The following is a 21,592-nucleotide window of genomic DNA, read 5'->3' as shown; positions in this document are numbered from 1 at the left end:
CTAAAGATGCTAACCCTAAACGGCACTCAAATCTCACTCAAGAACCTGCGCATTAGCGTTCGCCAACAGCTCGCCGGACAAGATATGTCCGGCCAGTCCTCATCGACTGACCAAGCTGAAACGGGCAACAAAGGCAAAGTGTTGTCCGTAAGTGGCGTGATCCCATTCAATAAGAGTGAAACCCTAAGCAACCTTTTCACCTTGGCAGGCGGGCAAGATAACAGTGCCCGCCAGATTTACCGCATCAGCAACAACACGGCTGCGGCACTCAAGATTCGCCAGGTGAAGTTCCAAGGCACTATTCGAGCCGATGAGCAAGAGAGCAACCGACAATGGAACGTGGCTTTTGAGTTAGTCGAGCACTTGTCTGTCCCTGAGCGTGTTGAACAGCGTCAGGAAGATAAGCCAGCAACACAGCAGCAGGTGCAAGGGGTAACCACTCCGGTTGAAACGGGTCAAAGTGAAGACGTTCCGCCGGATACCAGTGTCGAACTCACAGGCATCATGAAGTTTCTCAAATCACTAGACGAAATATTGTCATAGGGGGAGGTAATGGAGCCAAACCACAAATTTGTGTGTCGAGCCTATCTTGGTAGTCAAAAGATTAAAGCAAAGAATCATCGCATTCTTTTTGATGTTAATACACCTGGTCGCTGCTCGATTTCCGTTGAAGGTTCTCCAAAGGTAAATACCATCATTGCGGTTGACATCGGGTGGGGTGACAGCATCTCGCGGGTATTTCTTGGTTACATCGAACGGGTTCAAGCATCAGAAAAAGGGTGGTCAGAACTGTTTTGTCGCGAGTTGGCGGCATTGTTGTTTAAGCCGCTCGATATCACGCTTCGCCACCCAACGTTAATGCAATTACTCAGCGATGTGACCAACAAAACCGGACTGCAGTTTGTGGTACCAGAAGCGGCCTACAGTAAAACATCAATCCCTTGCTTTTACAGTGATGGTAATGGCTATCGAGTGATGGACGAGCTGTCTCAAGCCTTCGGTATTGAAGACCTGTTTTGGCAACAGCAGGGTAACGGCCAAATCTATGTGGGCACTTGGAAAGACTCTTACTGGGCAGATAAGCCGGTGACTATTCCTGATAGCCTAATGACGGGACACACTGCGGCCAAGTCCGTGAAAATACCCGCGAGCCCTAAGTTAAGACCGGGTGCGATTGTAAATGGCCTGCGCTTGGTGGGCGTTGATTTCCAAGGAACAGAGGTGAAGCTGACATGGACGTAAATGCAATTAAGCGGATCATCTTTCGACTGTTTCCAGAACTGACCGGACGCTGGCATTTGCCACGATGGGGTAAGGTGGTTGCGCTACCTGAGCTGCCAGAAGAGGGCGACATGTCTGATCGCTTTTACCCGCATTATGCGGTGGACGTTCAGCTGCTTGATGAAAAGGGCGTGGAGTTCAAAGACAAATCACCACTTCAGGCGGTACCACTTCCAATACCAGGGGTGGGTGAATACGCCGGCAGACTTGAGCCACCGGCAATCGGAAGCATTGTAGAAATCGGCTTTATGTTCGGCCAACCGGACAAACCTTTTATTCGCTGTGTGCTTCCGCTTGGCTTTAAGTTACCAGGTATCAAAGAAGGGGAAAGCCGGTACCAACAACGCCAAGGCGTTTACCACCTAGTAGATCAAGATGGAAACTTTGAACGGAAGACAGATAAAGAAGATCGGCTGGAATGCCTTACCCAACGCATCAAAGTGCTCGAAAACCGCATTGCTGAAATTGATGGTGACCATACGGAAACCGTCAAAGGGAACAAGGCAACCACCGCCAACAATATCACCGAGGATGCTGACACGATAAAGATGAACGGGGGCAAAGGAGTTTGTACCGGTGCAACCATCTGTCCGTTCGTTGGTAAACCTCACGTAGACGTATCAACCACCGTATTTGCAGGTAAGTAAGATGGCACTGAGCAAAGCATCACTGAAACAGAAGCTAGAAAACGAACTGAAAGCGCAAGGGTTTGTTCTTGATGGTGAATTCGCTATGGCAGGGAAGATGGCAGAAGCGATCGCCAATGCTGTCGTGGATGAGATGACAAGTAATGCAGAGGTACCTGTAAGTAAGGGGAGTTCTTCAGGTACCTATCAAGTTATCTAAGCTGTTTATGGTTTGTAGTTAATAGTCTGTATTACTTTTCCCACTATTTGTATGTTTAGCTCGTCATAACAAATTGGTGGGATAGGGCTATTCTCATCAAGAGCGCATAAAAATGGACTATCCGGAACTCCTTCTTCAATGAACACTTTTCTGATCCCAACTTCTCTACTGTCTCTGTATTTGAAGACAACTTCTGAGCCATGATTTAGCTCTGAATTTCCATGCTCTACAACGATTACGGTAGCTATGTCATAGCCTGCACTGGGAGCATATATTTTATGATTTCGATATGCGCACACTTTGGCTATGTTTTTTGCGTAAGCGATAACTGTTTCTTCGGTCTCTTTTTTCTTTTTGTAATTTACAGAGTGTATGTCTGCCCAATCTAAAACAGCAGCCTCCACTTTCCTTAATGGTCTATTGGCAAATGCTCTATGTTTTTTCTCCTTTAGGTAATCGTGTGTGTCCTTAGAGCGTCTAAAAAACAGTTGTTCTACATCTACGGTTAGCGCATTTGCCAATTTTTCTGCCGTTTCTCCGTTGGGGATTGACTTCCCCGACTCATATAAAGAAATTTGACGCTGACTCACCTGAGCTTTTTCTGCTAATTCCTGTTGCGTTAATGAGTGCTTTTTTCTGTAATGAAGCAAATTGGATGCAAAATTTACGTACTCTCGCTGTCCGCGTACGATATTGTGGTCACCACGTTCATCTTTAGTCATTATGTTACCATTTAAGTGTCTTATGATTCATTTTTCTTATCTTATGAGTCATAAGTAGCTGTTGTCAAGTAATAATGATCCGTTAGAATTATGAGCCTTCATTCTATTGACAGTCATACATAAGTGAAGACTTCTCTCACGTAATCCGCACTCCTCCTCCCCACCTGCGACGTTTTCTATCTGGTCTTTTCGCAATTCTTAAATATCGAAATTCAGCTGTCTACGTAACACGGTAGATATCAGCGAAGCCTTAGCCATAACGGGGTTCGAGAGTCCCCAAGACCTCTAAGAATCGCTTCTAGAGCCATTTTAGAAATTTCAAAAGTTGAAAAGATTTTCAGGTAATTGCAATTTTAATGATCTGGAAGGATCAGGTGGTGATTGGTAAGTGTTTGAAAATGTTGGGGTGAGTGTGTTTTTCGTCATAAATAAAGACGATCAAAAGAGGAAAGAGACGATCAATTGTGAAGCTTACGAAGCCTTGCATAGATTGGCTTGAAGGCGAATTGCCAAGATAAATAAGTTTTTCAATTTATGAGACTGTATAATTACTCTGAGATTTTGAAATGACTTTGAAGTTAACGGTAAGAAATCTCTGTTTTCGTGTGAAGTGCATGAGAAGAGCCAAAGCCTACTTCTTTGCCGGACAGTTCGTTAACTTCGAAGTCTAAACCAAGCAATTAGATTTAAATGTGTCGCCACTTAATCGCCACTTAATGTTTTTGTTTGATTTAAATAAATGATTTTAAAGGTTTAATTATTAAAGTGGATATAAAGCTTTACTACGTGCATGACCCAATGTGCAGTTGGTGTTGGGGTTACAAACCAACGCTGGATAAACTAAAACAGCAACTGCCAGGTGTGATTCAGTTTGAGTATGTGGTTGGTGGTCTTGCGCCAGATACTAATTTACCGATGCCGCCCGAGATGCAACAAAAACTCGAAGGTATTTGGAAGCAGATTGAGCGCCAGTTAGGCACTAAGTTTAACTACGATTTCTGGAAGCTTTGTACGCCAGTTAGAAGCACTTACCAATCTTGTCGTGCGGTTATTGCAGCAGGCTTTCAAGACTCTTATGAGCAGATGCTAGAAGCGATTCAGCATGCGTATTACTTACGTGCGATGCCTCCTCATGAAGAAGCCACTCACTTGCAACTAGCGAGAGAAATTGGCTTGAATGTTCAGCAATTCAAGAATGACATGGATGGCTCTTTCTTAGAAGGTGTGTTCGAAGATCAATTGAGCCTTGCAAAGAGCCTAGGTGTGAGCTCTTACCCTAGCTTGGTTCTTAAAATTAACGACGCTTATTTTCCGATTGCCATCGATTACCTGTCGACAGAGCCAACCTTGAAGCTGATTCGTGAGCGTATTATTGACAATATGCCAGCGCAATAACCACAGTTATGAATAACAAAAAGCCGCTCATTGAGCGGCTTTTTCGTAACTAATGTATATCCATCCAAACAATAGTATTAAAGCACCATTGCTGCAATCCAACCAAAGATGATTAGAGGGATATTGTAATGGATAAAGGTTGGAACGACTGTTTCCCAAATGTGCTCATGTTGACCGTCGGCATTTAGACCAGATGTAGGGCCTAATGTAGAGTCAGAAGCTGGAGAGCCTGCATCACCTAACGCCGCTGCAGTACCTACCAGTGCAATCGTTGCCATCGGCGAGAAACCGAATGCTAGCGCAAGAGGAACATAGATAGTTGCAAGGATTGGAATCGTAGAGAACGATGAACCAATGCCCATTGTTACTAATAGGCCAACGATCAGCATCAGTAGTGCAGCTAGAGGCTTATTGTCACCGATGCTGGTTGATAGCGATTGTACTAGTGTTTCAACACCGCCAGTTTGCTTCATTACTGCTGCAAAACCTGCCGCTGCAATCATGATGAAGCCAATCATTGCCATCATGTGTACACCTTTAGTGAATACGTCGTGCGTCTCTTTCCATGCAATAACGCCGCCGAAAGTGAATACCATAAAGCCAGCTAGAGCACCGATAATCATTGAACCCGTGTAAAGCTGAACACCCAAAGCAGCGACAATACCAAGTGCCGCAACTAAGATGTGCTTTTTATTAATGACGTGATCGGTTTCGTCAACGACAGTCAACTCAGTTTCTTTGTAGACACGCGGTTTACGATAGCTAACAAAGATAGCCAGTAATAGACCAAACAGCATACCTGCACCAGGCAGTAACATGGCGGTTGGGACTTGGCTTGCAACCACGTTTTCCAAACCGTTGTCATGTAGGTTCTTTAACAGAATGTTGTTTAAGAAAATACCGCCGAAACCAACAGGCAAGATCATGTAAGGTGTGATCAAACCGAAGGTAAGAACACACGCGACCAAACGTCGATCGAGCTTAAGTTTCGCAAATACGCCCAAAAGAGGTGGAATCAAAATTGGAATAAAGGCGATATGGACCGGAATTACGTTCTGAGATGACATAGTGACAAGAACGAGCGCGACTAACACCGCGTACTTTAACCCGGTAGTTGACGCCGAGTTTTCTTTACCATTTAAGCGCTTGATAACACTTTTGGCCAGTAGATCCGTGATGCCTGATTTCGAGATGGCAACAGCGAAAGTACCTAACATGGCGTAGCTTAGCGCAATAGTTGCACCGCCACCTAGACCACTTTCAAATGCGGCAACCGTATCCCCAAGGCTCATGCCTGCGACTAGGCCGCCTACGATGGCACTAAACGTGAGGGCAACCACCACGTTTACGCGCATCAATGCTAACACGAGCATGACGCACACTGATATAACGACAGGATTCATACTTTTCCTAATATGTTGTGTTTACTTATTATTCTTCGTCGACAAGCGGCCAACCGCCGAGGGCCTTCCACTTGTTGACAATACCGCAGAATAATTCTGCTGTTTTTTGTGTATCGTAAAGCGCAGAGTGTGCTTCACGGTTATCAAATTCCATCCCGGCTGTTTTGCATGCTTTAGCGAGAACTGTTTGGCCATAAGCAAGGCCACTTAATGTTGCGGTATCAAAAGTAGCAAAGGGATGAAAAGGGACTCTTTTTAGTTTACAGCGTTCATTTGCTGCATTTACAAAACCCAAGTCGAATGCTGCGTTATGAGCAACCATAATTGCACGTGAGCAATCTGCGGCTTTTTGTTCTTTGCGAATAAGCTTATAAATTTCCTTTAGCGCCTCTTGCTCAGAAACAGCACCTCGAAGAGGGCTGAAAGGGTCACGAATACCATTGAATTCAAGCGCTTCTTTTTCTAAGTTAGCGCCTTCAAATGGTTCCACATGAAAATGAATGGTGGAGGCCCGATGCAACACGCCATGTTCGTCCATTTTCAACGTAACGGCACAGATTTCTAAAAGTGCATCAGTTTGAGCATTGAAACCAGCGGTCTCAACGTCTACTACCACAGGGAAATAACCACGAAAGCGTTTTTTCAAGGTTAGAGCTTCATTTTCTAGTGTCATGTTGGCTTATTTTTGTGTGACGAAGGCTACATTATTGCAGATTATACCGATGAGAAAAACCGCAATTTAAGAGAAAACCGGAATTCTATTTTGCATCCAATCAATAAGTTTGTATTGCATATTATGTAGACGTTTATTCGCCATACTTTGCATCATGTAAACCGATAAAACATGAGGAAGTAAAACGCTAAGTGGCGGTTAAGGTGATTGGAACACTATGGCTCACATTAATGGCAGAGTGACAGATATTCCGATATTGGCGAGATTTTTGCATGCCCGTTGAAGTGGTTTTATTGATGCAATTTGACGGCAACAGACTGCCGTTTAAGAGACAGTATTAGATGAAGAAATGGCTGATTACCAGTGGTGTTGTATTTTCGTTGTTTAGCACAAGCAGCTTCGCTTTGATGGGCAAACGTTATGCTGCAACTCCACAGCAATCTCAATGGGAAATGGTGGTCAATACACCATTAGAATGTCAGCTTGTACACCCCATTCCAAGCTTTGGAGATGCGGTATTTTCATCTCGTGCAAATAAAAAAATCAATTTAGACTTTGAGTTAAAAATGCGTCGCCCGATGGGAGAAACACGTAACGTCAGTCTCATTTCTATGCCGCCACCTTGGCGACCAGGTGAACACGCCGATCGAATTACAAACCTAAAGTTTTTTAAACAGTTTGATGGTTATGTCGGAGGGCAAACAGCATGGGGCATTTTGTCTGAGCTGGAAAAAGGCCGTTATCCGACTTTTAGTTACCAAGATTGGCAGAGCCGAGATCAGAGAATTGAAGTCGCATTGTCATCAGTACTATTTCAAAACAAGTACAACGCGTTTAGCGACTGTATTTCCAACTTATTGAAATATAGTTTTGAGGACATTGCTTTTACGATTTTGCACTACGAAAGACAAGGTGATCAGTTAACCAAGGCTTCTAAAAAGCGTTTATCACAAATTGCAGATTATATCCGACATAATCAAGATATCGATCTCGTGCTGGTGGCGACGTACACAGATTCAACCGATGGTAAAAGTGCGAGTCAAAGTTTATCAGAGCGACGTGCAGAGTCACTTCGTGACTATTTTCAGTCTCTAGGGCTACCGGAAGATCGAATTCAAGTGCAAGGGTACGGCAAGCGTCGTCCTATTGCAGATAACGGTTCGCCAATAGGAAAAGACAAAAACCGCCGAGTCGTGATATCTCTAGGGCGAACCCAAGTGTGATGCTTATAAAAACGCCGAAGCTGAAAGCTTCGGCGTTTTTGATTTACTGACGTTGTTAATAATATTTTAGTGGTATTTTGCCAAGCACCTTTCGGTGATTCCTGCTGTATAATTTGAATGTTAGTTTAAGCGGAATTTGGCAATGACTTCGCAATTGGTTGCGGTATCTATTTTTTCAACCTGTTTGGCAATAGCTGGATTAGGGTGACGCTTCATAAAGTCTATCAACGCCTTAGTACAGCATCCTATCGAGTCGATAAAGCTTGCACACTCTTTATTTGGGCATTGTGGGATAAGTGTTAAGACTTTCTCAGAGGCCAGTTGAAGGTATTTGAGTTCATAGTCAGTATCTCCGGCCCAACGCCAGAACTGAGCTAAGTTATGACAAGAAATCACAGAAATTAATAATCGCTCGTCTGCTTCAATTTCCACACATTCGCTAATATCTTCACTCAGGCTTAGGGCTTGCTGGTAATGAAGAATGCTGCGAACAGGGTCATCTAGTTGAAGTGCCGTATCGGCTAGAAGTGTGTGTTTTTCCCATTCACTGATCATTATCGTAATCCCGCATATCGAAGTTGCGGACAAATCTAAACGATAACCATTATCAAGTAAAGAGTTTTGTTTATAAAAGGACAGGCAGATCGCAGACCTGCCTGTAATCGGAGTTCAACTTGCAGTACAAGTGATTATTAGAAGTGCCGCTTAGCCTTCAAGACCTGCTGAAGCTTGCTTGTTTTGAATAAGCTCAATCATATAACCATCTGGGTCTTTTACGAATGCAATGTGCGTGCTTCCGCCTTTTACTGGACCTGGCTCACGCGTCACATTACCGCCCGCCGCTTTGATAGCGTCGCAAGTTGTGTAGATATCGTCAACACCAATGGCGATATGACCAAAAGCAGTACCTAGGTCATACTCAGTTTTACCCCAGTTGTAAGTCAGTTCGATCACTGCACCTTGGGATTCGTCACCATAACCAAGAAACGCTAGCGTGTATTCGTACTCTTTATTTTCGTTAGTACGAAGCAGCTGCATGCCCATAACTTCAGTGTAAAACTTGATGGATTTGTCTAGATCACCTACGCGAAGCATAGTGTGGAGAATTCGACCGTTTGACATTTTTTGCTCCTAGCTTTGATTTACAAATAGCGTTAGCTATCTGGGTATACTTTCTCTTTATATTCGCACAAATCTTCGATAATACAGCTACCGCAGCGAGGCTTTCTTGCTACGCACGTATAACGACCATGAAGAATGAGCCAGTGGTGCACATCGAGTTTGAACTCTTTTGGCACAACTTTTAATAGCTTCTGCTCGACATCATCAACCGTTTTTCCCATCGCAAATTTAGTGCGATTCGACACGCGATAAATGTGCGTATCGACGGCAATAGTTGGCCAACCAAAAGCGGTGTTGAGCACGACGTTTGCGGTCTTGCGACCTACGCCTGGCAGTGCTTCTAACGCTGCACGATCTTCAGGAACTTCACCATTGTGTTTTTCCAACAAGATCTTACAAGTCTTGATTGTGTTTTCTGCCTTTGAGTTAAACAAACCGATGGTCTTTATGTATTCTTTTAAGCCATCGACTCCCAAATCAAGAATGCTTTGAGGTGTATTCGCTACAGGGAAAAGCTTGTCGGTGGCTTTATTGACGCTTACATCGGTTGCTTGAGCTGATAGTAATACCGCGATTAGCAGTTCAAAAGGGGATCTCCAGTTAAGCTCAGTTTGAGGATTCGGATTGTTTTCTCGTAATCGCTCAAGAATTTCGATTCTTTTTATTTTGTTCATTGCTGACTTCCAATACCGTCTCTGCGGTTTATGAAAAAGGCTCCTATGACAGAGCCTTATCTTGTTATGCGTTGGTGACGCGAGCACGTTCTATGGTTGGTTTTTCTTCTTTAGGTTGACGTGCCTGAATTGAATTATCGATGACATTTTTGAGCGCTATCAACAGCCCAACACCGATAAATGCACCAGGTGGGAGAAGCGCTAACAGGAAGCTATTGTCAAATTGGAAAACTTGAATCCGTAGAGCGGATGCCCAGTCTCCTAATAGCAGATCTGCCCCGTCGAATAGTGTGCCATTACCAATTAATTCGCGCATGGCACCTAAAACAACCAAGACGCTCGTCATACCAAGGCCCATCCACAAACCATCTAGCGCAGCGGGTGCAACATCATTTTTTGACGCGTAAGCTTCTGCTCGGCCAATAATAATGCAGTTCGTTACAATCAGAGGAATAAAGATACCTAGAGACAGGTACAAACCGTACGCATAGGCATTCATTAACAACTGAACGCAGGTAACGAGTGAGGCAATGATCATAACGAATACAGGTATACGGATCTCTTTTGGCACATAGTTACGGATAAGAGAAACTGTTACGTTGGATCCAACTAGCACGAGTAAGGTTGCAATACCAAGACCTAATGCATTGGTTATCGTGGAAGAAACCGCTAGCAGTGGACATAAGCCCAGCAGTTGTACGAGAGCGGGGTTATTACTCCACATACCGTTTTTCATCAGTAATTTATTCTCATTCATTACTGCTCTCCTTCACAGCCTAACGGCTGGCTAAGAATGTCTTCACGAGATTGGTTTACGTAGTTAACGGTATTTCGCACCACTTTTACGACGGCTCTTGGCGTGATCGTTGCACCAGTAAATTGATCGAAATCGCCGCCATCTTTACGAACTTTCCACGAATTCCAATTGTTTTCCGTGACTTGTTTTCCTGTAAAGCTCAGGATCCAGTCTGTGACACGAAGATCGATTTTATCGCCCAGACCAGGGGTTTCTTGGTGGTTTAGGACGCGTGTCCCCAAAATATTGCCCTGATTATCAATCCCAGTAATTACTTTTATCTCACCATTGTAGCCATCTGGCGCGATAGATTCTATTGCGATTGCTGTTGGTTCACCATTCTTCGTGGCGAGGTAGGCTGGCATCGCACGTAATGTCCCCAGATCTGGAGACGTGACCATTGTACAAGCTTGCGTGAGTGCGTTGTCATGCATATTTTCTGGAATGACTTGATTCAAAACAGAAAGTAATTGTTTTTGCTCTTGTACCTTGATTTGGTCTTTTGTTAGGTACTGAGTAAGGGCGACTAATCCGGTTGTTGCACAGGCAAATATCGCGAGTGTCAGACCATTTTTTCTAATAGCGGTTAACATGTTTACCTCAGTGACCGTAAGTTCTAGGTTTGGTGTAGTAATCGATCAGTGGCACACACATATTTGCAAGCAACACTGCAAATGCAACACCATCTGGGAAACCGCCCCAACTGCGAATGATAAAGACCAAAGCACCAATAAGCGCACCGAAGATTAAACGTCCTTTGACGGTGGTAGACGCCGAAACGGGATCGGTTGCAATAAAGAATGCGCCAAGCATGGTTGCACCAGATAACAAGTGTAAAACTGGCGACGCAGTTTCCCCTGGCGTCAGCAACGTGAACACTAGGCTAAACAGAGTCAGACTCGCAAGGAAACCTGCTGGAATATACCATTGGATGATACGCTTTTTGATCATGACTATGCCGCCAAGAAGGTAAGCAAGGTTTACCCATTGCCAACCAATACCACCTAAGCCATCAAATATTGGCTGCGACATTACTTCGCTTGGAGTGGCACCTGTAAGAATGCCAGTCTTAAATGCATCAAGTGGTGTCGCCATTGTCACGCCGTCAACTCCTGAGCGAACTTGCTGAAGTGATAAGCCGTCGTAATCATAGCCCGTAAAAATTAAAGAGAGTGTATCTGCAAAATTTACATGATCAGGTATGAGTGATGTCGGTGCACTCCAACTCGTCATTTGTACTGGGAAAGAGATCAACAAGACCACATAAGCGACCATTGCAGGGTTGAATAAGTTTTGTCCAAGGCCACCATAGAGGTGTTTAGCGATTACTATCGCAAAAATAAGCCCGATCACCATAATCCACCACGGAGACCATGGTGGTATAGCAACGGCTAATAACCAAGCGGTAACTATTGCACTGTTATCACGTAGCGCTCTCATTGGTGAGCGTTTACGACAGATCATGACTAAGGCTTCAAGGGATACAGCGACTGCAATGGCAAAAATCAGCTGAATAAGCGTACCCCAGCCAAAGAAGTAGGTTTGAGCTACTAAACCTGGAAGTGCGCAAAGTGCCACCCATTTCATTAAGTCTGGCGTACTACGACGACTGTGGGTATGCGGTGAACTGGCAATAAAAAACGACACTACTCGTTCTCCTCAGTATTATTTTTATTAGCTTCTTGTTGCGCTTTGCGTGCCTTCGCGCGCGCAATTGCTGCGGCAACCGCGGCTTTCTTCGGATCCTCTTCTGGTTCTTCGGAAGCTGCTTCTTCAACAGGCTCTGTTTGCGTTTCTTGCTTAGCTTTACGCGCTTTGGCACGTGCAATGGCAGCTGCCACGGCGGCTTTTTTCGGATCGTCGGTTTGCTCGGCAGGTGCTTCAGCTTCTTCCGCTTCAGTTGAGTCTGCTTGTTTCGCTTTACGAGCCTTCGCGCGCGCAATTGCTGCGGCAACCGCGGCTTTCTTCGGATCCACTTCTGGTTCTTCGGAAGTTGCTTCTTCAACAGGCTCTGTTTGCGTTTCTTGCTTAGCTTTACGCGCTTTGGCACGTGCAATGGCAGCTGCCACGGCGGCTTTCTTCGGATCTTCGGTTTGCTCGGCAGGTGCGTCAGCTTCTTCCGCTTCAGTTGAGTCTGCTTGTTTCGCTTTACGCGCTTTGGCACGTGCAATGGCAGCAGCCACTGCGGCTTTCTTCGGATCGTCGGTTTGCTCAGCAGGTGCTTTAGCTTCTTCCGCTTCGGTTGAGTCTGCTTGCTTCGCTTTGCGCGCTTTGGCTCGAGCAATTGCAGCGGCAACTGCGGCTTTTTTCGGATCGTCGGTTTGCTCGGCAGGTGCTTCAGCTTCTTCCGCTTCAATTGAGTCTGCTTGCTTCGCTTTACGTGCTTTGGCACGTGCAATCGCAGCAGCCACGGCGGCTTTTTTCGGATCGTCGGTTTGCTCAGCAGGTGCTTCAGCTTCTTCCGCTTCAGTTGAGTCTGCTTGCTTCGCTTTGCGTGCTTTGGCACGTGCAATGGCAGCAGCAACCGCGGCTTTCTTCGGATCGCTGTCTTGCTGTGTAGACGTTTCCGATTCTACAGATTCAGTTGAATCTTCTTGTTGTGCTTTTTTCGCTTTAGCTCGGGCGATGGCGGCCGCAACTGCCGATTTTTTATCATCAGCGTTATTGTCTGGCGTTTCGCCTTGTTCTTTTTGCGCTTTACGTTCGCGAGCAAGACGTTTGCGTTCTTCGCGCAGTTTTGCCATTTCTGAGTTATCAGGTTCACTAGAGCCTGCTTTAGCTGCTGCCGCTTGTTTCGCCTTCGCTTTGGCAATGGCTGCCGCTACGGCTGGTTTTACTGCTGGCTCTGCTTTTTCTGTGGTTTCTGTCTTTTGAGCTTTCACTCGTGCGATTGCTGCTGCTATCGCATCATCGCCGCCAGAAGACTTCATCTCTTTACGGCGCTGATCGGCAGCTTTCTTGAAGCGATTTTCACGTTCTGCTTTTTCGCGTTCCATACGCGCTTTTTTCTCTTCAAAACGCAGTTTTGCTCGCTCTGCAGCTTCCGCTTCTTGTGTCCTAGTTCTAATTTCTGCTTTTGCTTGGCGGTAGTACTGTACGAGCGGAATTTCACTTGGACATACAAACGCACAAGCGCCGCACTCGATACAATCCTTTAAGTTTAATTCTTCGAGTTTGTCATACTCTTCTGCTTTTGCATGCCATTGCAGTTGTTGAGGCAGCAGCGAAGCAGGGCACGCTTCTGCACATTGGCTACAGCGAATACATTCCATCTCATACTGGTGCGGAGAGATCTCACGACGAGTCGGAGCAAGGATACAGTTTGCTGTCTTGGTAATCGGCACTTGGGAGTGAGGAAGGGTAAAGCCCATCATTGGCCCACCCATAATTAAACGCTGTAACTTCTTATCTGCTTTATAGCCAAACTCATCCAACAGTGCTTGTACTGGTGTCCCTAATAATGCCCAAACGTTGCGTGGTTGTTTGAAGGTTTTACCAGTGAGAGTTACGATGCGTTTTATCATCGGCTCACCGTCGATGACTGCGCGTTTTATAGCGTAAAGAGAACCAACATTCTGGACCAAAATACCAATATCGGCTGGAATCGCGCCACTTGGCACTTCTTTATTGGTTAAAATTTTGATCAGCTGTTTTTCACCGCCAGAAGGGTATTTAGTTGGGATAACGCGAATAACGATATCTTTGTTTATAGCCGCAGCTTCTAGCGCTTTGATTGCTTCTGGTTTGTTGTCTTCAATGCCAATAATCGTGAGCTTTGGTGTCAGGATATGTTCGACAATTTCGATACCTTGAATAAGCTCTTCGGCATGTTCTTGCATGAGTTTGTCATCAGACGTGATGTATGGCTCGCACTCTGCTGCATTAACGATAAGAATCTCGGTACGAGCAAAACCTGATTGGATTTTTTTTGCAGTAGGGAAGCCTGCGCCACCCATACCAGAAATACCAGCGAGACGAATAATATCAATCAGTGCGTCAGGGGTTTCTTGTTGGTAATCTGCGACGGGGTTTCTTTCACACCATGCATCTTTCCCATCAGGCGTGATGACTGCGCACAACTCACTTAACCCAGAAGGGTGCGCGACAGTTCGTGGCTCAATCGCGGTGAGCGTACCTGATGTTGGAGCATGCACTGGAACCGTAAAGCCGGTCTCCGATTGCGTTAATGGCTGACCTTTTAATACGTAGTCACCTTCGGCAACCAGTAGGTTACCCGCTTTACCAATGTGCTGTTTTAGCGGCAATACAATTTCTGACGGGATAGCCGCATGAGCGAGTTCAGTTTTGTTGGACTGCTTTTTATTTTCTGCCGGATGCACACCACCTGGGAAATCCCAAAGCGCGCCTGTACGAATTTGTTCAATCAAAGACAACATGTGAAACCTTACTTAATTGAATCTTTCACGTTCGCTGCATTGTCGGCAGCATCCGTAATGTTAAGTACCGGAATGGAGTGAAGTTGCCACTTCCAGCTTTCTGTGGTCGTTGCCACAGGAATCATTTCAATACAATCAGTCGGACATGGGGCAACACACAAGTCACAGCCCGTACATTCGTCTTTGATTACGGTATGGACCGCCTTTGTTCCGCCTACAATTGCATCCACCGGACACGCCTGAATACACTTAGTGCAGCCAATACACATGTCTTCATGAATAAACGCAACGGTTGGAATTTTGCTGTCGAGATCGTGCGCAGATTCTTCTGGCTCAACACCCATTAAGTCGGCGAGCTTTTCGATTGTTGCCTGACCACCAGGTGGACATTTGTTGATGTGGTCGCCATTTGCAATTGCTTCAGCATAAGGGCGGCAACCAGGGTAGCCACATTGACCGCATTGAGTTTGCGGTAAAATGGCGTCGATTTGATCCACAATAGGGTCCGCTTCAACTTTAAAGCGAATAGAAGCAAAACCAAGTATCGCGCCGAAAATCGCAGCCAGAACCGCTAACGCGATAATCGCAATTAAAATCGTACTCATCGCTTACTTCACCAAACCTGTAAAGCCCATAAAGGCGAGTGACATTAAACCTGCTGTAATCATTGCTATTGATGCACCTTTAAAAGGTACAGGAACGTCGGCGGCGGCTATGCGCTCTCGCATGGATGCAAAAAGTATCAACACCAATGAGAAACCAACAGCGGCGCCGAAGCCGTAGATGATCGATTCAATAAAGTTATGGTTTTCATTAATGTTAAGAAGTGCCACGCCCAATACTGCGCAGTTTGTTGTGATCAGCGGTAAGAAAATGCCAAGCAAGCGATAAAGCGTCGGGCTGGTTTTGTGCACAACCATTTCGGTGAACTGCACCACAACGGCTATCACCAAAATAAAACTCATGGTTCGAAGGTACTCAATACCCAGTGGACGAAGGATGTAGCTTTCCACTAAATACGCACACACTGACGCGAGCGTTAGCACAAAAGTTGTCGCTAAGCCCATACCTATTGCTGTTTCCAGTTTTTTGGACACGCCCATGAAAGGACATAGGCCCAAAAACTTCACCAGTACAAAGTTGTTCACCAGCACAGTGCCGACCAACAACAAAACATATTCGGTCATAGTTATTACGTTCTTAAAATCCGATCTTGATATTATCGTGTTTTGTGACACCAATAACAACCAGTGAACGATGTGGTTTTACATACACGATGGAAAAATAGTCGTCTATTTGATCTATTTTGATGAATCAATAAGAAATTGAATCGTTTGCTGAATGTATTGTTAGCGAGAGGATACTACCTATTAATTTTCATCTAATGTGTGATTTTAAAAAAAGCCCGCCTCTCCCAGGTAGAAAAGAGAGGCGGGCAATGCATATTTACAAGCTAATTATTTAAACTTTCTGAGTGCTTGATGGACTGTGTTTATATCTTACTCGTGAAGGTACGAGTGATGACGTCTTGCTGTTGCTCTGTCGTTAGAGAGTTAAAACGTACCGCATAACCAGATACTCGAATCGTCAACTGAGGGTATTTCTCTGGATGTTCAACCGCATCCAATAACATCTCTCGGTCTAGAACGTTGACGTTAAGGTGTTGACCACCTTCAATCGCAATGCCCTCGTTGCTTGCTTCGTGATGGAAGTAACCATCCATTAGCGCAGCTAGGTTCTTCTTCTGACTCAAGTCATCTTTACCCAATGCGCTCGGCACAATTGAGAAAGTGTAAGAAATACCATCTTTAGCGTAAGCAAACGGTAATTTAGAAACCGATGCCAGAGACGCAACCGCCCCTTTTTCATCACGACCGTGCATTGGGTTTGCACCCGGTCCAAAAGGCATACCTGCGCGACGGCCATCAGGTGTATTACCCGTTTTTTTACCGTAAACCACGTTAGATGTGATTGTTAAAATCGATTGAGTTGGCACTGCTTCGCGGTAGGTGTGCATCTTCTGAATTTTCTTCATGAAGCGCTCAACTAGATCACAAGCGATGTCATCAACACGGGCATCGTTGTTACCAAATTTTGGATAATCACCTTCGATTTCAAAATCAACGGCGATGCCATCTTCATCACGAACAGGTTTCACGGTCGCGTATTTAATTGCCGCCAAAGAGTCAGCGACAACAGACAGACCTGCAATACCACACGCCATGGTGCGGTGCACGTCGCGATCCATCAATGCCATCAGTGATGCTTCGTAGCTGTAACGGTCATGTGAGTAATGGATGATGTTCAACGCTGTGACGTATTGCGTTGCTAACCATTCCAACATGTTGTCGAAACGAGGCATCAAAGCGTCAAAGTCGAGAATTTCATCTTGAACTTTGTCCACTACCGGACCCACTTGCGCTTTCGATTTTTCATCGATACCACCATTGATGGTGTAAAGCAGCGCTTTTGCAAGGTTGGCACGTGCACCAAAGAATTGCATGTGCTGACCAACAACCTGCGGGCTCACACAACAGGCAATCGCGTAGTCGTCATTGTCGAAATCAGGACGCATTAGATCGTCGTTTTCGTATTGAACCGAAGAGGTATCAATCGACACTTTTGCAGCATATTGTTTGAATGCTTCAGGCAATTGCTCTGACCAAAGAATCGTCATGTTTGGTTCAGGAGCAGGGCCCATAGTATGTAGCGTATGTAAGTATCGGAATGTCGTTTTAGATACTAGTGTACGGCCATCAACACCCATACCTGCCATGGCTTCGGTTGCCCAGATTGGGTCGCCAGAAAACAATGAATCGTATTCTGGTGTGCGTAGGAAGCGAACCATGCGTAGCTTCATGATGAAGTGGTCAATCATTTCTTGCGCTTGTGATTCATCAATCAAACCGTTTGCGATATCGCGCTCTAGATAGACGTCTAGGAAAGTCGAAGTACGGCCCAGTGACATTGCTGCGCCGTTTTGCGATTTAACCGCCGCTAGGTAGCCAAAGTAGGTAAATTGGATCGCTTCTTGTGCTGTTTTTGCAGGTAGCGACATATCAATGCCGTATTTCAGACCCATTTGACGAATGTCTTCAAGTGCTTGAACTTGATCGGCTATTTCTTCGCGAAGACGAAGTGTTTTCTCAAGATCGTTGCCTTGTTCTAAGAACGTTTGTGTTGAATTGTATTGTTCTTTTTTGTCTGCTTTTAAGAAGTCGATACCGTATAGGGCGAGACGGCGATAGTCACCAATGATACGACCACGGCCATAGGCATCAGGAAGACCCGTAATGATGCCGGATTTACGACACGCTAGGATTTCTTTGGTGTAAAGGTCGAAACACGCTTTGTTGTGAGTTTTACGGTATTCAGTGAAGATTTTTTCAACCGTTGGATCCAGCTCGCGGCCATAAACTTCGCAAGAGTTTTTGACCATGCGAATCCCGCCATTGGCGATGATTGCACGTTTTAGCGGTTGATCAGTTTGTAAGCCAACGATCTTTTCCAGATCTTTGTTGATGTAGCCTGCATCGTGGGAAGTGATTGTTGAGGGCAAGTCTGTGTCAAAATCAATAGGGGCGTGTGTGCGGCTTTCTTGTTTTATGCCTTCAAGCACTTGGTTCCATAATGCTGAAGTGGATTTGCTAACCTCGGCTAAGAAAGACTCGTCTCCCTCATAGGGTGTATAGTTTTTTTGGATGAAGTCACGAGTGTTGACAGAGTTTTGCCATTCACCAGCAGTAAATCCAGCCCATGCATCTAGCATGTCAGTTGTCGGAATAGTCATAAGTAAATCCCTAAGTTATTGATAATTAGAATGGAGGCGACGAGTAGGACGGAACCATTCTTAACCCTTTTAATCGTATGGATTTATTTGGTATGAGTAAAATGAATGCTTTTCATTTTTTCAATGATTAAATTGCATTAATAATAGATTCAATTGGTTATGATTGTTTTTTGCTAGAAAAGAGACAGAATTAAATGTGTGGTGCTGTGAGAACACTATCTATGACAATGTTATGAGTTCTGTAATTTGAACTTATTTCGGTGTGATTTTATGACGCCTAGATTGGCTTAGATTTCATGGCGATTAAGATACAAAAAAAGCCGTGTCTTGCGGCACGGCTTTTCTATAATCTGGCTCCTCCTGCTGGGCTCGAACCAGCGACCTGCGGATTAACAGTCCGTCGCTCTACCAACTGAGCTAAGGAGGAATTGCTTTGCTTGAAAGCGGGAAGAATCTTACCGAGCACTCAAACTACTGTCAACAGTAAAAAAATACATTTTTAGCAAAAAATATTGAGTTAAGGGCTTTACTTTTCTGTATGGCTTGCCAGTAAAGGCTCGAGGTTAGTTATCCACTAAATTTGTGGATAAGTATGTTGATGAGATCTGGGTAAAGAAAATTGATATGCAACTAAGTTTTTATTTAATGAATTTTTAGTCGGAGTTATGCGTAAAATAAGCAAATAAAACAGAGATTTATCGATCTTAATCAAAAGGTATTCAAAGTGGATAAAAATCAATCTTTTGGGGATAAGAAAGTTTTAAGCTAATTTTTGGGGAAAAGTTGTGGAAATTATAATGTGAAGAATGTGCGTAGCTCTTCAACTAGGGCGAAGTACTATATCAGAGTCACTTTTGTATGGCTATAGCATTCTAGACAAACAAGAAAATTTATTAACAATGATGGTTAAATTCTCGATAGACGTAGATTTCATTAGCTAAGGTGTATATATATACAGCCAAAGCGCAGTAAAATTGAGGAAGGGTATGAGTAAAGTCTATGAATTGGTCTCCGATTATCAGCCGTCGGGCGATCAACCAGGAGCGATCAATCAGTTGCTTGAGGGGCTCGATGCTGGGCTAGCACATCAAACCTTGTTGGGGGTCACAGGCTCAGGTAAAACCTTCACACTAGCGAATGTGATTGCTCAAGCCCAACGACCTGCAATATTACTTGCGCCAAACAAAACGCTTGCTGCTCAGTTATATGGTGAGATGAAGTCATTCTTTCCTAATAATGCGGTTGAGTATTTTGTTTCTTACTACGATTACTACCAACCTGAAGCATACGTTCCCACAACAGATACTTTCATTGAAAAGGACGCTTCGGTTAACGCCCACATTGAGCAAATGCGACTGTCTGCCACTAAAGCTTTATTGGAACGGAAAGACGCTATTATCGTTGCTTCGGTTTCAGCTATCTATGGTTTGGGTGATCCGGAATCCTACTTACAAATGATGCTTCATTTGCGACGTGGAGATGTGATTGATCAGCGTGATATGCTTCGTCGCCTAGCGGAGCTCCAATACTCGCGCAATGATGTTGCTTTTGAGCGAGGGCAGTTCCGTGTCCGTGGCGAGGTGATTGATATATTCCCTGCTGAATCAGACCAAGACGCTGTGCGCGTTGAGATGTTTGACGATGAGGTGGATTGCATCAGTGTGTTCGATCCATTGACAGGCGTGGTGAAACAACGAGACTTGCCGCGCTATACCATCTATCCCAAGACGCACTATGTGACGCCAAGAGATCGCATTCTTGAAGCGATTGAAAATATTAAAGTCGAACTAGAAGTGCGCAAAAAGCAGCTTCTAGATAACAACAAGCTACTGGAAGAGCAGCGAATTAGCCAGCGCACTCAATTCGATATCGAAATGATGAATGAGTTGGGCTTTTGCTCCGGTATCGAAAACTATTCTCGTTATCTCAGTGGACGCTCGGAAGGTGAGCCGCCACCAACCCTGTTTGACTACTTACCTCATGATGGCTTGTTGATCATCGATGAATCTCACGTGACAGTACCGCAGATAGGTGCCATGTATAAAGGCGACCGTTCGCGTAAAGAAACGCTGGTGGAGTTTGGTTTCCGGTTACCTTCAGCTTTGGATAATCGTCCACTGAAGTTTGAGGAGTTTGAAGCACTAGCGCCACAAACGATTTTCGTCTCTGCTACTCCTGGAAATTACGAACTAGAAAAATCGGCGGGTGATGTAGCGGATCAAGTCGTTCGTCCTACAGGCTTGCTTGACCCTGAGTTGGAAGTTCGCCCAGTAGCGACCCAAGTCGACGACCTATTGTCTGAGATCCGTATTCGCGCAGCTAAAGATGAACGAGTTCTGGTTACAACACTGACCAAACGAATGGCTGAAGATCTCACCGAATACCTTCACGAACATGATGTTAAGGTACGTTATTTACACTCAGACATTGATACTGTTGAGCGTGTGGAAATTATCCGTGACCTTCGTCTTGGGGAATTTGACGTGCTGGTGGGAATAAACTTATTGAGAGAGGGCCTGGATATGCCAGAGGTCTCGTTAGTTGCAATTTTGGATGCGGATAAAGAGGGCTTCTTGCGGTCTGAACGCTCACTCATTCAGACCATTGGTCGTGCTGCGCGAAACATCGAAGGTAAGGCGATTCTATACGCTGACCGAATCACCAACTCAATGAAAAAGGCGATGGATGAAACTAACCGTCGTCGCGAGAAGCAGGAAGCGTACAACGAAGAAATGGGTATTTCGCCACAAGCGCTCAAACGAAATATCAAAGACATCATGGAACTTGGCGATATCACTAAGTCTAAACGCCAGCGTAACACTAAACAGGTACCATTATCGAAAGTGGCGGAGCCTTCGCAAACTTACGAGGCACTGTCCCCTCAGCAGCTAGAAAAAGAAATCAGTCGACTGGAGGCGGCGATGTATCAGCATGCGCAAGATTTAGAATTTGAGTTAGCGGCACAAAAGCGTGACGAGATTGAAAAACTACGAGCGCAGTTCATCGCAAATAGTTGAACAAACTTACCGATTTAGCTATCCAAGCATTTTAGGTCGCTTGTAAAAAAAAGAAGCCAATAGGCAGTCGGGTCTATTGGCTTGTTTTGTGAACATATCGTTCACTAACAACGTCAGTTGGCTAGGTGACCCGAGGGGTCACTATCGTTACAGCATGGTTTGTGCCACTTTTTAAATAATTGATATTATTTTTGAATTTTTTCCTTTGCCCATAATTTAGCTAATGTCATTTGCAAAATGCAAAGCGTAATGC

General features: G+C 44.8%; 20 protein-coding genes and 1 tRNA gene. 7 read left to right on the top strand and 14 right to left on the bottom strand.

Annotation, left to right across the window (positions count from 1 at the left end; genetic code table 11):
- Positions 1–6 precede the first annotated feature (6 nt).
- Genes R7E51_RS07605 through R7E51_RS07590 form a run of 4 tightly spaced genes read left to right on the top strand, consistent with a single transcriptional unit; the run spans position 7 to position 2,127 of the window.
- A complete protein-coding gene (locus R7E51_RS07605) occupies positions 7–543 on the top strand; it encodes a baseplate complex protein (RefSeq protein WP_206958090.1) in 537 nt (178 codons plus the stop codon).
- 9 nt (positions 544–552) lie between these two features.
- Positions 553–1,242 (top strand): hypothetical protein, encoded by a 690-nt coding sequence (locus tag R7E51_RS07600; RefSeq protein WP_206958089.1) that lies wholly within the window; start codon positions 553–555, stop codon positions 1,240–1,242.
- Positions 1,233–1,928 (top strand): hypothetical protein, encoded by a 696-nt coding sequence (locus tag R7E51_RS07595; RefSeq protein WP_206958088.1) that lies wholly within the window; start codon positions 1,233–1,235, stop codon positions 1,926–1,928. Before R7E51_RS07600 ends, R7E51_RS07595 begins: the two co-directional genes overlap by 10 nt.
- Position 1,929: 1 nt before the next feature.
- Positions 1,930–2,127 (top strand): hypothetical protein, encoded by a 198-nt coding sequence (locus tag R7E51_RS07590; protein ID WP_109168529.1) that lies wholly within the window; start codon positions 1,930–1,932, stop codon positions 2,125–2,127.
- Positions 2,128–2,132: 5 nt separating this feature from the next.
- On the opposite strand, the gene R7E51_RS07585 is transcribed toward R7E51_RS07590, so the two are convergent.
- Entirely contained in the window at positions 2,133–2,849 is a 717-nt protein-coding gene (locus R7E51_RS07585) for a helix-turn-helix domain-containing protein (protein WP_206958087.1), read from the bottom strand.
- Between the two features lie 765 nt (positions 2,850–3,614).
- Between R7E51_RS07585 and R7E51_RS07580 the strand changes: the two genes are divergently transcribed.
- On the top strand, positions 3,615–4,244 hold the full coding sequence (locus R7E51_RS07580; RefSeq protein WP_017821191.1) for a DsbA family protein: 630 nt from the start codon (positions 3,615–3,617) through the stop codon (positions 4,242–4,244).
- A 77-nt stretch (positions 4,245–4,321) separates the two neighbouring features.
- Here R7E51_RS07580 and R7E51_RS07575 read toward each other — a convergent pair whose 3' ends face one another.
- Together R7E51_RS07575 and rnt are read right to left on the bottom strand one after the other, a co-directional pair.
- Complete coding sequence (locus R7E51_RS07575) at positions 4,322–5,647, bottom strand: Na+/H+ antiporter family protein (RefSeq protein WP_017821192.1); 1,326 nt, start codon at positions 5,645–5,647, stop codon at positions 4,322–4,324.
- Between the two features lie 28 nt (positions 5,648–5,675).
- The gene (gene rnt / locus R7E51_RS07570) at positions 5,676–6,320 is read right to left on the bottom strand and encodes a ribonuclease T (RefSeq protein WP_206958086.1); all 645 of its coding nucleotides are present in this window, start codon (positions 6,318–6,320) and stop codon (positions 5,676–5,678) included.
- A gap of 341 nt (positions 6,321–6,661) precedes the next feature.
- On the opposite strand from rnt, the gene motY reads away from it, so the two are divergent.
- Positions 6,662–7,543, top strand: a complete 882-nt coding sequence (motY, locus tag R7E51_RS07565; RefSeq protein WP_005384887.1) for a flagellar protein MotY — start codon at positions 6,662–6,664, stop codon at positions 7,541–7,543.
- Between the two features lie 120 nt (positions 7,544–7,663).
- Here motY and R7E51_RS07560 read toward each other — a convergent pair whose 3' ends face one another.
- The 11 genes from R7E51_RS07560 to R7E51_RS07510 all read right to left on the bottom strand — a co-directional run bounded on the left by R7E51_RS07560 (position 7,664) and on the right by R7E51_RS07510 (position 18,749).
- Positions 7,664–8,098, bottom strand: a complete 435-nt coding sequence (locus R7E51_RS07560; RefSeq protein WP_005384886.1) for a DUF2753 domain-containing protein — start codon at positions 8,096–8,098, stop codon at positions 7,664–7,666.
- 150 nt (positions 8,099–8,248) lie between these two features.
- Positions 8,249–8,665: a lactoylglutathione lyase gene (gene gloA / locus R7E51_RS07555; RefSeq protein ID WP_005380739.1), complete on the bottom strand. Its 417-nt coding sequence runs from the start codon at positions 8,663–8,665 to the stop codon at positions 8,249–8,251.
- A gap of 32 nt (positions 8,666–8,697) precedes the next feature.
- Positions 8,698–9,339, bottom strand: a complete 642-nt coding sequence (gene nth, locus R7E51_RS07550) for an endonuclease III (RefSeq protein WP_206958084.1) — start codon at positions 9,337–9,339, stop codon at positions 8,698–8,700.
- Between the two features lie 64 nt (positions 9,340–9,403).
- Positions 9,404–10,096 carry an electron transport complex subunit E gene (locus tag R7E51_RS07545; protein ID WP_005380745.1) on the bottom strand — a complete coding sequence of 231 codons (693 nt, stop codon included), beginning with the start codon at positions 10,094–10,096 and terminating at the stop codon, positions 9,404–9,406.
- Positions 10,096–10,728 carry an electron transport complex subunit RsxG gene (gene rsxG / locus R7E51_RS07540; protein ID WP_005380747.1) on the bottom strand — a complete coding sequence of 211 codons (633 nt, stop codon included), beginning with the start codon at positions 10,726–10,728 and terminating at the stop codon, positions 10,096–10,098. The genes R7E51_RS07545 and rsxG overlap by 1 nt, the downstream gene beginning before the upstream one ends.
- A 7-nt stretch (positions 10,729–10,735) precedes the next feature.
- A complete protein-coding gene (gene rsxD / locus R7E51_RS07535) occupies positions 10,736–11,782 on the bottom strand; it encodes an electron transport complex subunit RsxD (protein ID WP_005390256.1) in 1,047 nt (348 codons plus the stop codon).
- On the bottom strand, positions 11,782–14,532 hold the full coding sequence (gene rsxC / locus R7E51_RS07530; protein WP_170893544.1) for an electron transport complex subunit RsxC: 2,751 nt from the start codon (positions 14,530–14,532) through the stop codon (positions 11,782–11,784). The genes rsxD and rsxC overlap by 1 nt, the downstream gene beginning before the upstream one ends.
- 8 nt (positions 14,533–14,540) lie before the next feature.
- Positions 14,541–15,137: an electron transport complex subunit RsxB gene (rsxB, locus tag R7E51_RS07525; protein WP_005380760.1), complete on the bottom strand. Its 597-nt coding sequence runs from the start codon at positions 15,135–15,137 to the stop codon at positions 14,541–14,543.
- Between the two features lie 3 nt (positions 15,138–15,140).
- Positions 15,141–15,719 carry an electron transport complex subunit RsxA gene (gene rsxA / locus R7E51_RS07520; protein ID WP_005380762.1) on the bottom strand — a complete coding sequence of 193 codons (579 nt, stop codon included), beginning with the start codon at positions 15,717–15,719 and terminating at the stop codon, positions 15,141–15,143.
- A gap of 305 nt (positions 15,720–16,024) precedes the next feature.
- Positions 16,025–18,322: a formate C-acetyltransferase gene (gene pflB / locus R7E51_RS07515; protein ID WP_206958080.1), complete on the bottom strand. Its 2,298-nt coding sequence runs from the start codon at positions 18,320–18,322 to the stop codon at positions 16,025–16,027.
- A 351-nt stretch (positions 18,323–18,673) separates the two neighbouring features.
- Positions 18,674–18,749: transfer RNA gene (locus R7E51_RS07510), tRNA-Asn, on the bottom strand.
- Positions 18,750–19,308: 559 nt separating this feature from the next.
- Here R7E51_RS07510 and uvrB point away from each other — a divergent pair.
- Complete coding sequence (gene uvrB / locus R7E51_RS07505) at positions 19,309–21,339, top strand: excinuclease ABC subunit UvrB (protein ID WP_017636056.1); 2,031 nt, start codon at positions 19,309–19,311, stop codon at positions 21,337–21,339.
- Positions 21,340–21,592: the final 253 nt, after the last annotated feature.

Origin of the sequence: Vibrio sp. Vb1166, assembly GCF_033338695.1 — a bacterium.
Classification (GTDB): Bacteria; Pseudomonadota; Gammaproteobacteria; order Enterobacterales; family Vibrionaceae; genus Vibrio; species Vibrio alginolyticus.
The sequence above is the reverse complement of the archived record's forward strand: the minus strand, read 5'-3'. Positions and strand labels throughout refer to the sequence as shown.

Coding starts and splice junctions, on each gene's coding strand:
- R7E51_RS07605 (WP_206958090.1), top strand. CDS start 7: ATGCTAACCCTAAACGGCACTCAAATCTCACTCAAGAACCTGCGCATT.
- R7E51_RS07600 (WP_206958089.1), top strand. CDS start 553: ATGGAGCCAAACCACAAATTTGTGTGTCGAGCCTATCTTGGTAGTCAA.
- R7E51_RS07595 (WP_206958088.1), top strand. CDS start 1,233: ATGGACGTAAATGCAATTAAGCGGATCATCTTTCGACTGTTTCCAGAA.
- R7E51_RS07590 (WP_109168529.1), top strand. CDS start 1,930: ATGGCACTGAGCAAAGCATCACTGAAACAGAAGCTAGAAAACGAACTG.
- R7E51_RS07585 (WP_206958087.1), bottom strand. CDS start 2,849: ATGACTAAAGATGAACGTGGTGACCACAATATCGTACGCGGACAGCGA.
- R7E51_RS07575 (WP_017821192.1), bottom strand. CDS start 5,647: ATGAATCCTGTCGTTATATCAGTGTGCGTCATGCTCGTGTTAGCATTG.
- rnt (WP_206958086.1), bottom strand. CDS start 6,320: ATGACACTAGAAAATGAAGCTCTAACCTTGAAAAAACGCTTTCGTGGT.
- motY (WP_005384887.1), top strand. CDS start 6,662: ATGAAGAAATGGCTGATTACCAGTGGTGTTGTATTTTCGTTGTTTAGC.
- R7E51_RS07560 (WP_005384886.1), bottom strand. CDS start 8,098: ATGATCAGTGAATGGGAAAAACACACACTTCTAGCCGATACGGCACTT.
- gloA (WP_005380739.1), bottom strand. CDS start 8,665: ATGTCAAACGGTCGAATTCTCCACACTATGCTTCGCGTAGGTGATCTA.
- nth (WP_206958084.1), bottom strand. CDS start 9,339: ATGAACAAAATAAAAAGAATCGAAATTCTTGAGCGATTACGAGAAAAC.
- R7E51_RS07545 (WP_005380745.1), bottom strand. CDS start 10,096: ATGAATGAGAATAAATTACTGATGAAAAACGGTATGTGGAGTAATAAC.
- rsxG (WP_005380747.1), bottom strand. CDS start 10,728: ATGTTAACCGCTATTAGAAAAAATGGTCTGACACTCGCGATATTTGCC.
- rsxC (WP_170893544.1), bottom strand. CDS start 14,532: ATGTTGTCTTTGATTGAACAAATTCGTACAGGCGCGCTTTGGGATTTC.
- rsxB (WP_005380760.1), bottom strand. CDS start 15,137: ATGAGTACGATTTTAATTGCGATTATCGCGTTAGCGGTTCTGGCTGCG.
- rsxA (WP_005380762.1), bottom strand. CDS start 15,719: ATGACCGAATATGTTTTGTTGTTGGTCGGCACTGTGCTGGTGAACAAC.
- pflB (WP_206958080.1), bottom strand. CDS start 18,322: ATGACTATTCCGACAACTGACATGCTAGATGCATGGGCTGGATTTACT.
- uvrB (WP_017636056.1), top strand. CDS start 19,309: ATGAGTAAAGTCTATGAATTGGTCTCCGATTATCAGCCGTCGGGCGAT.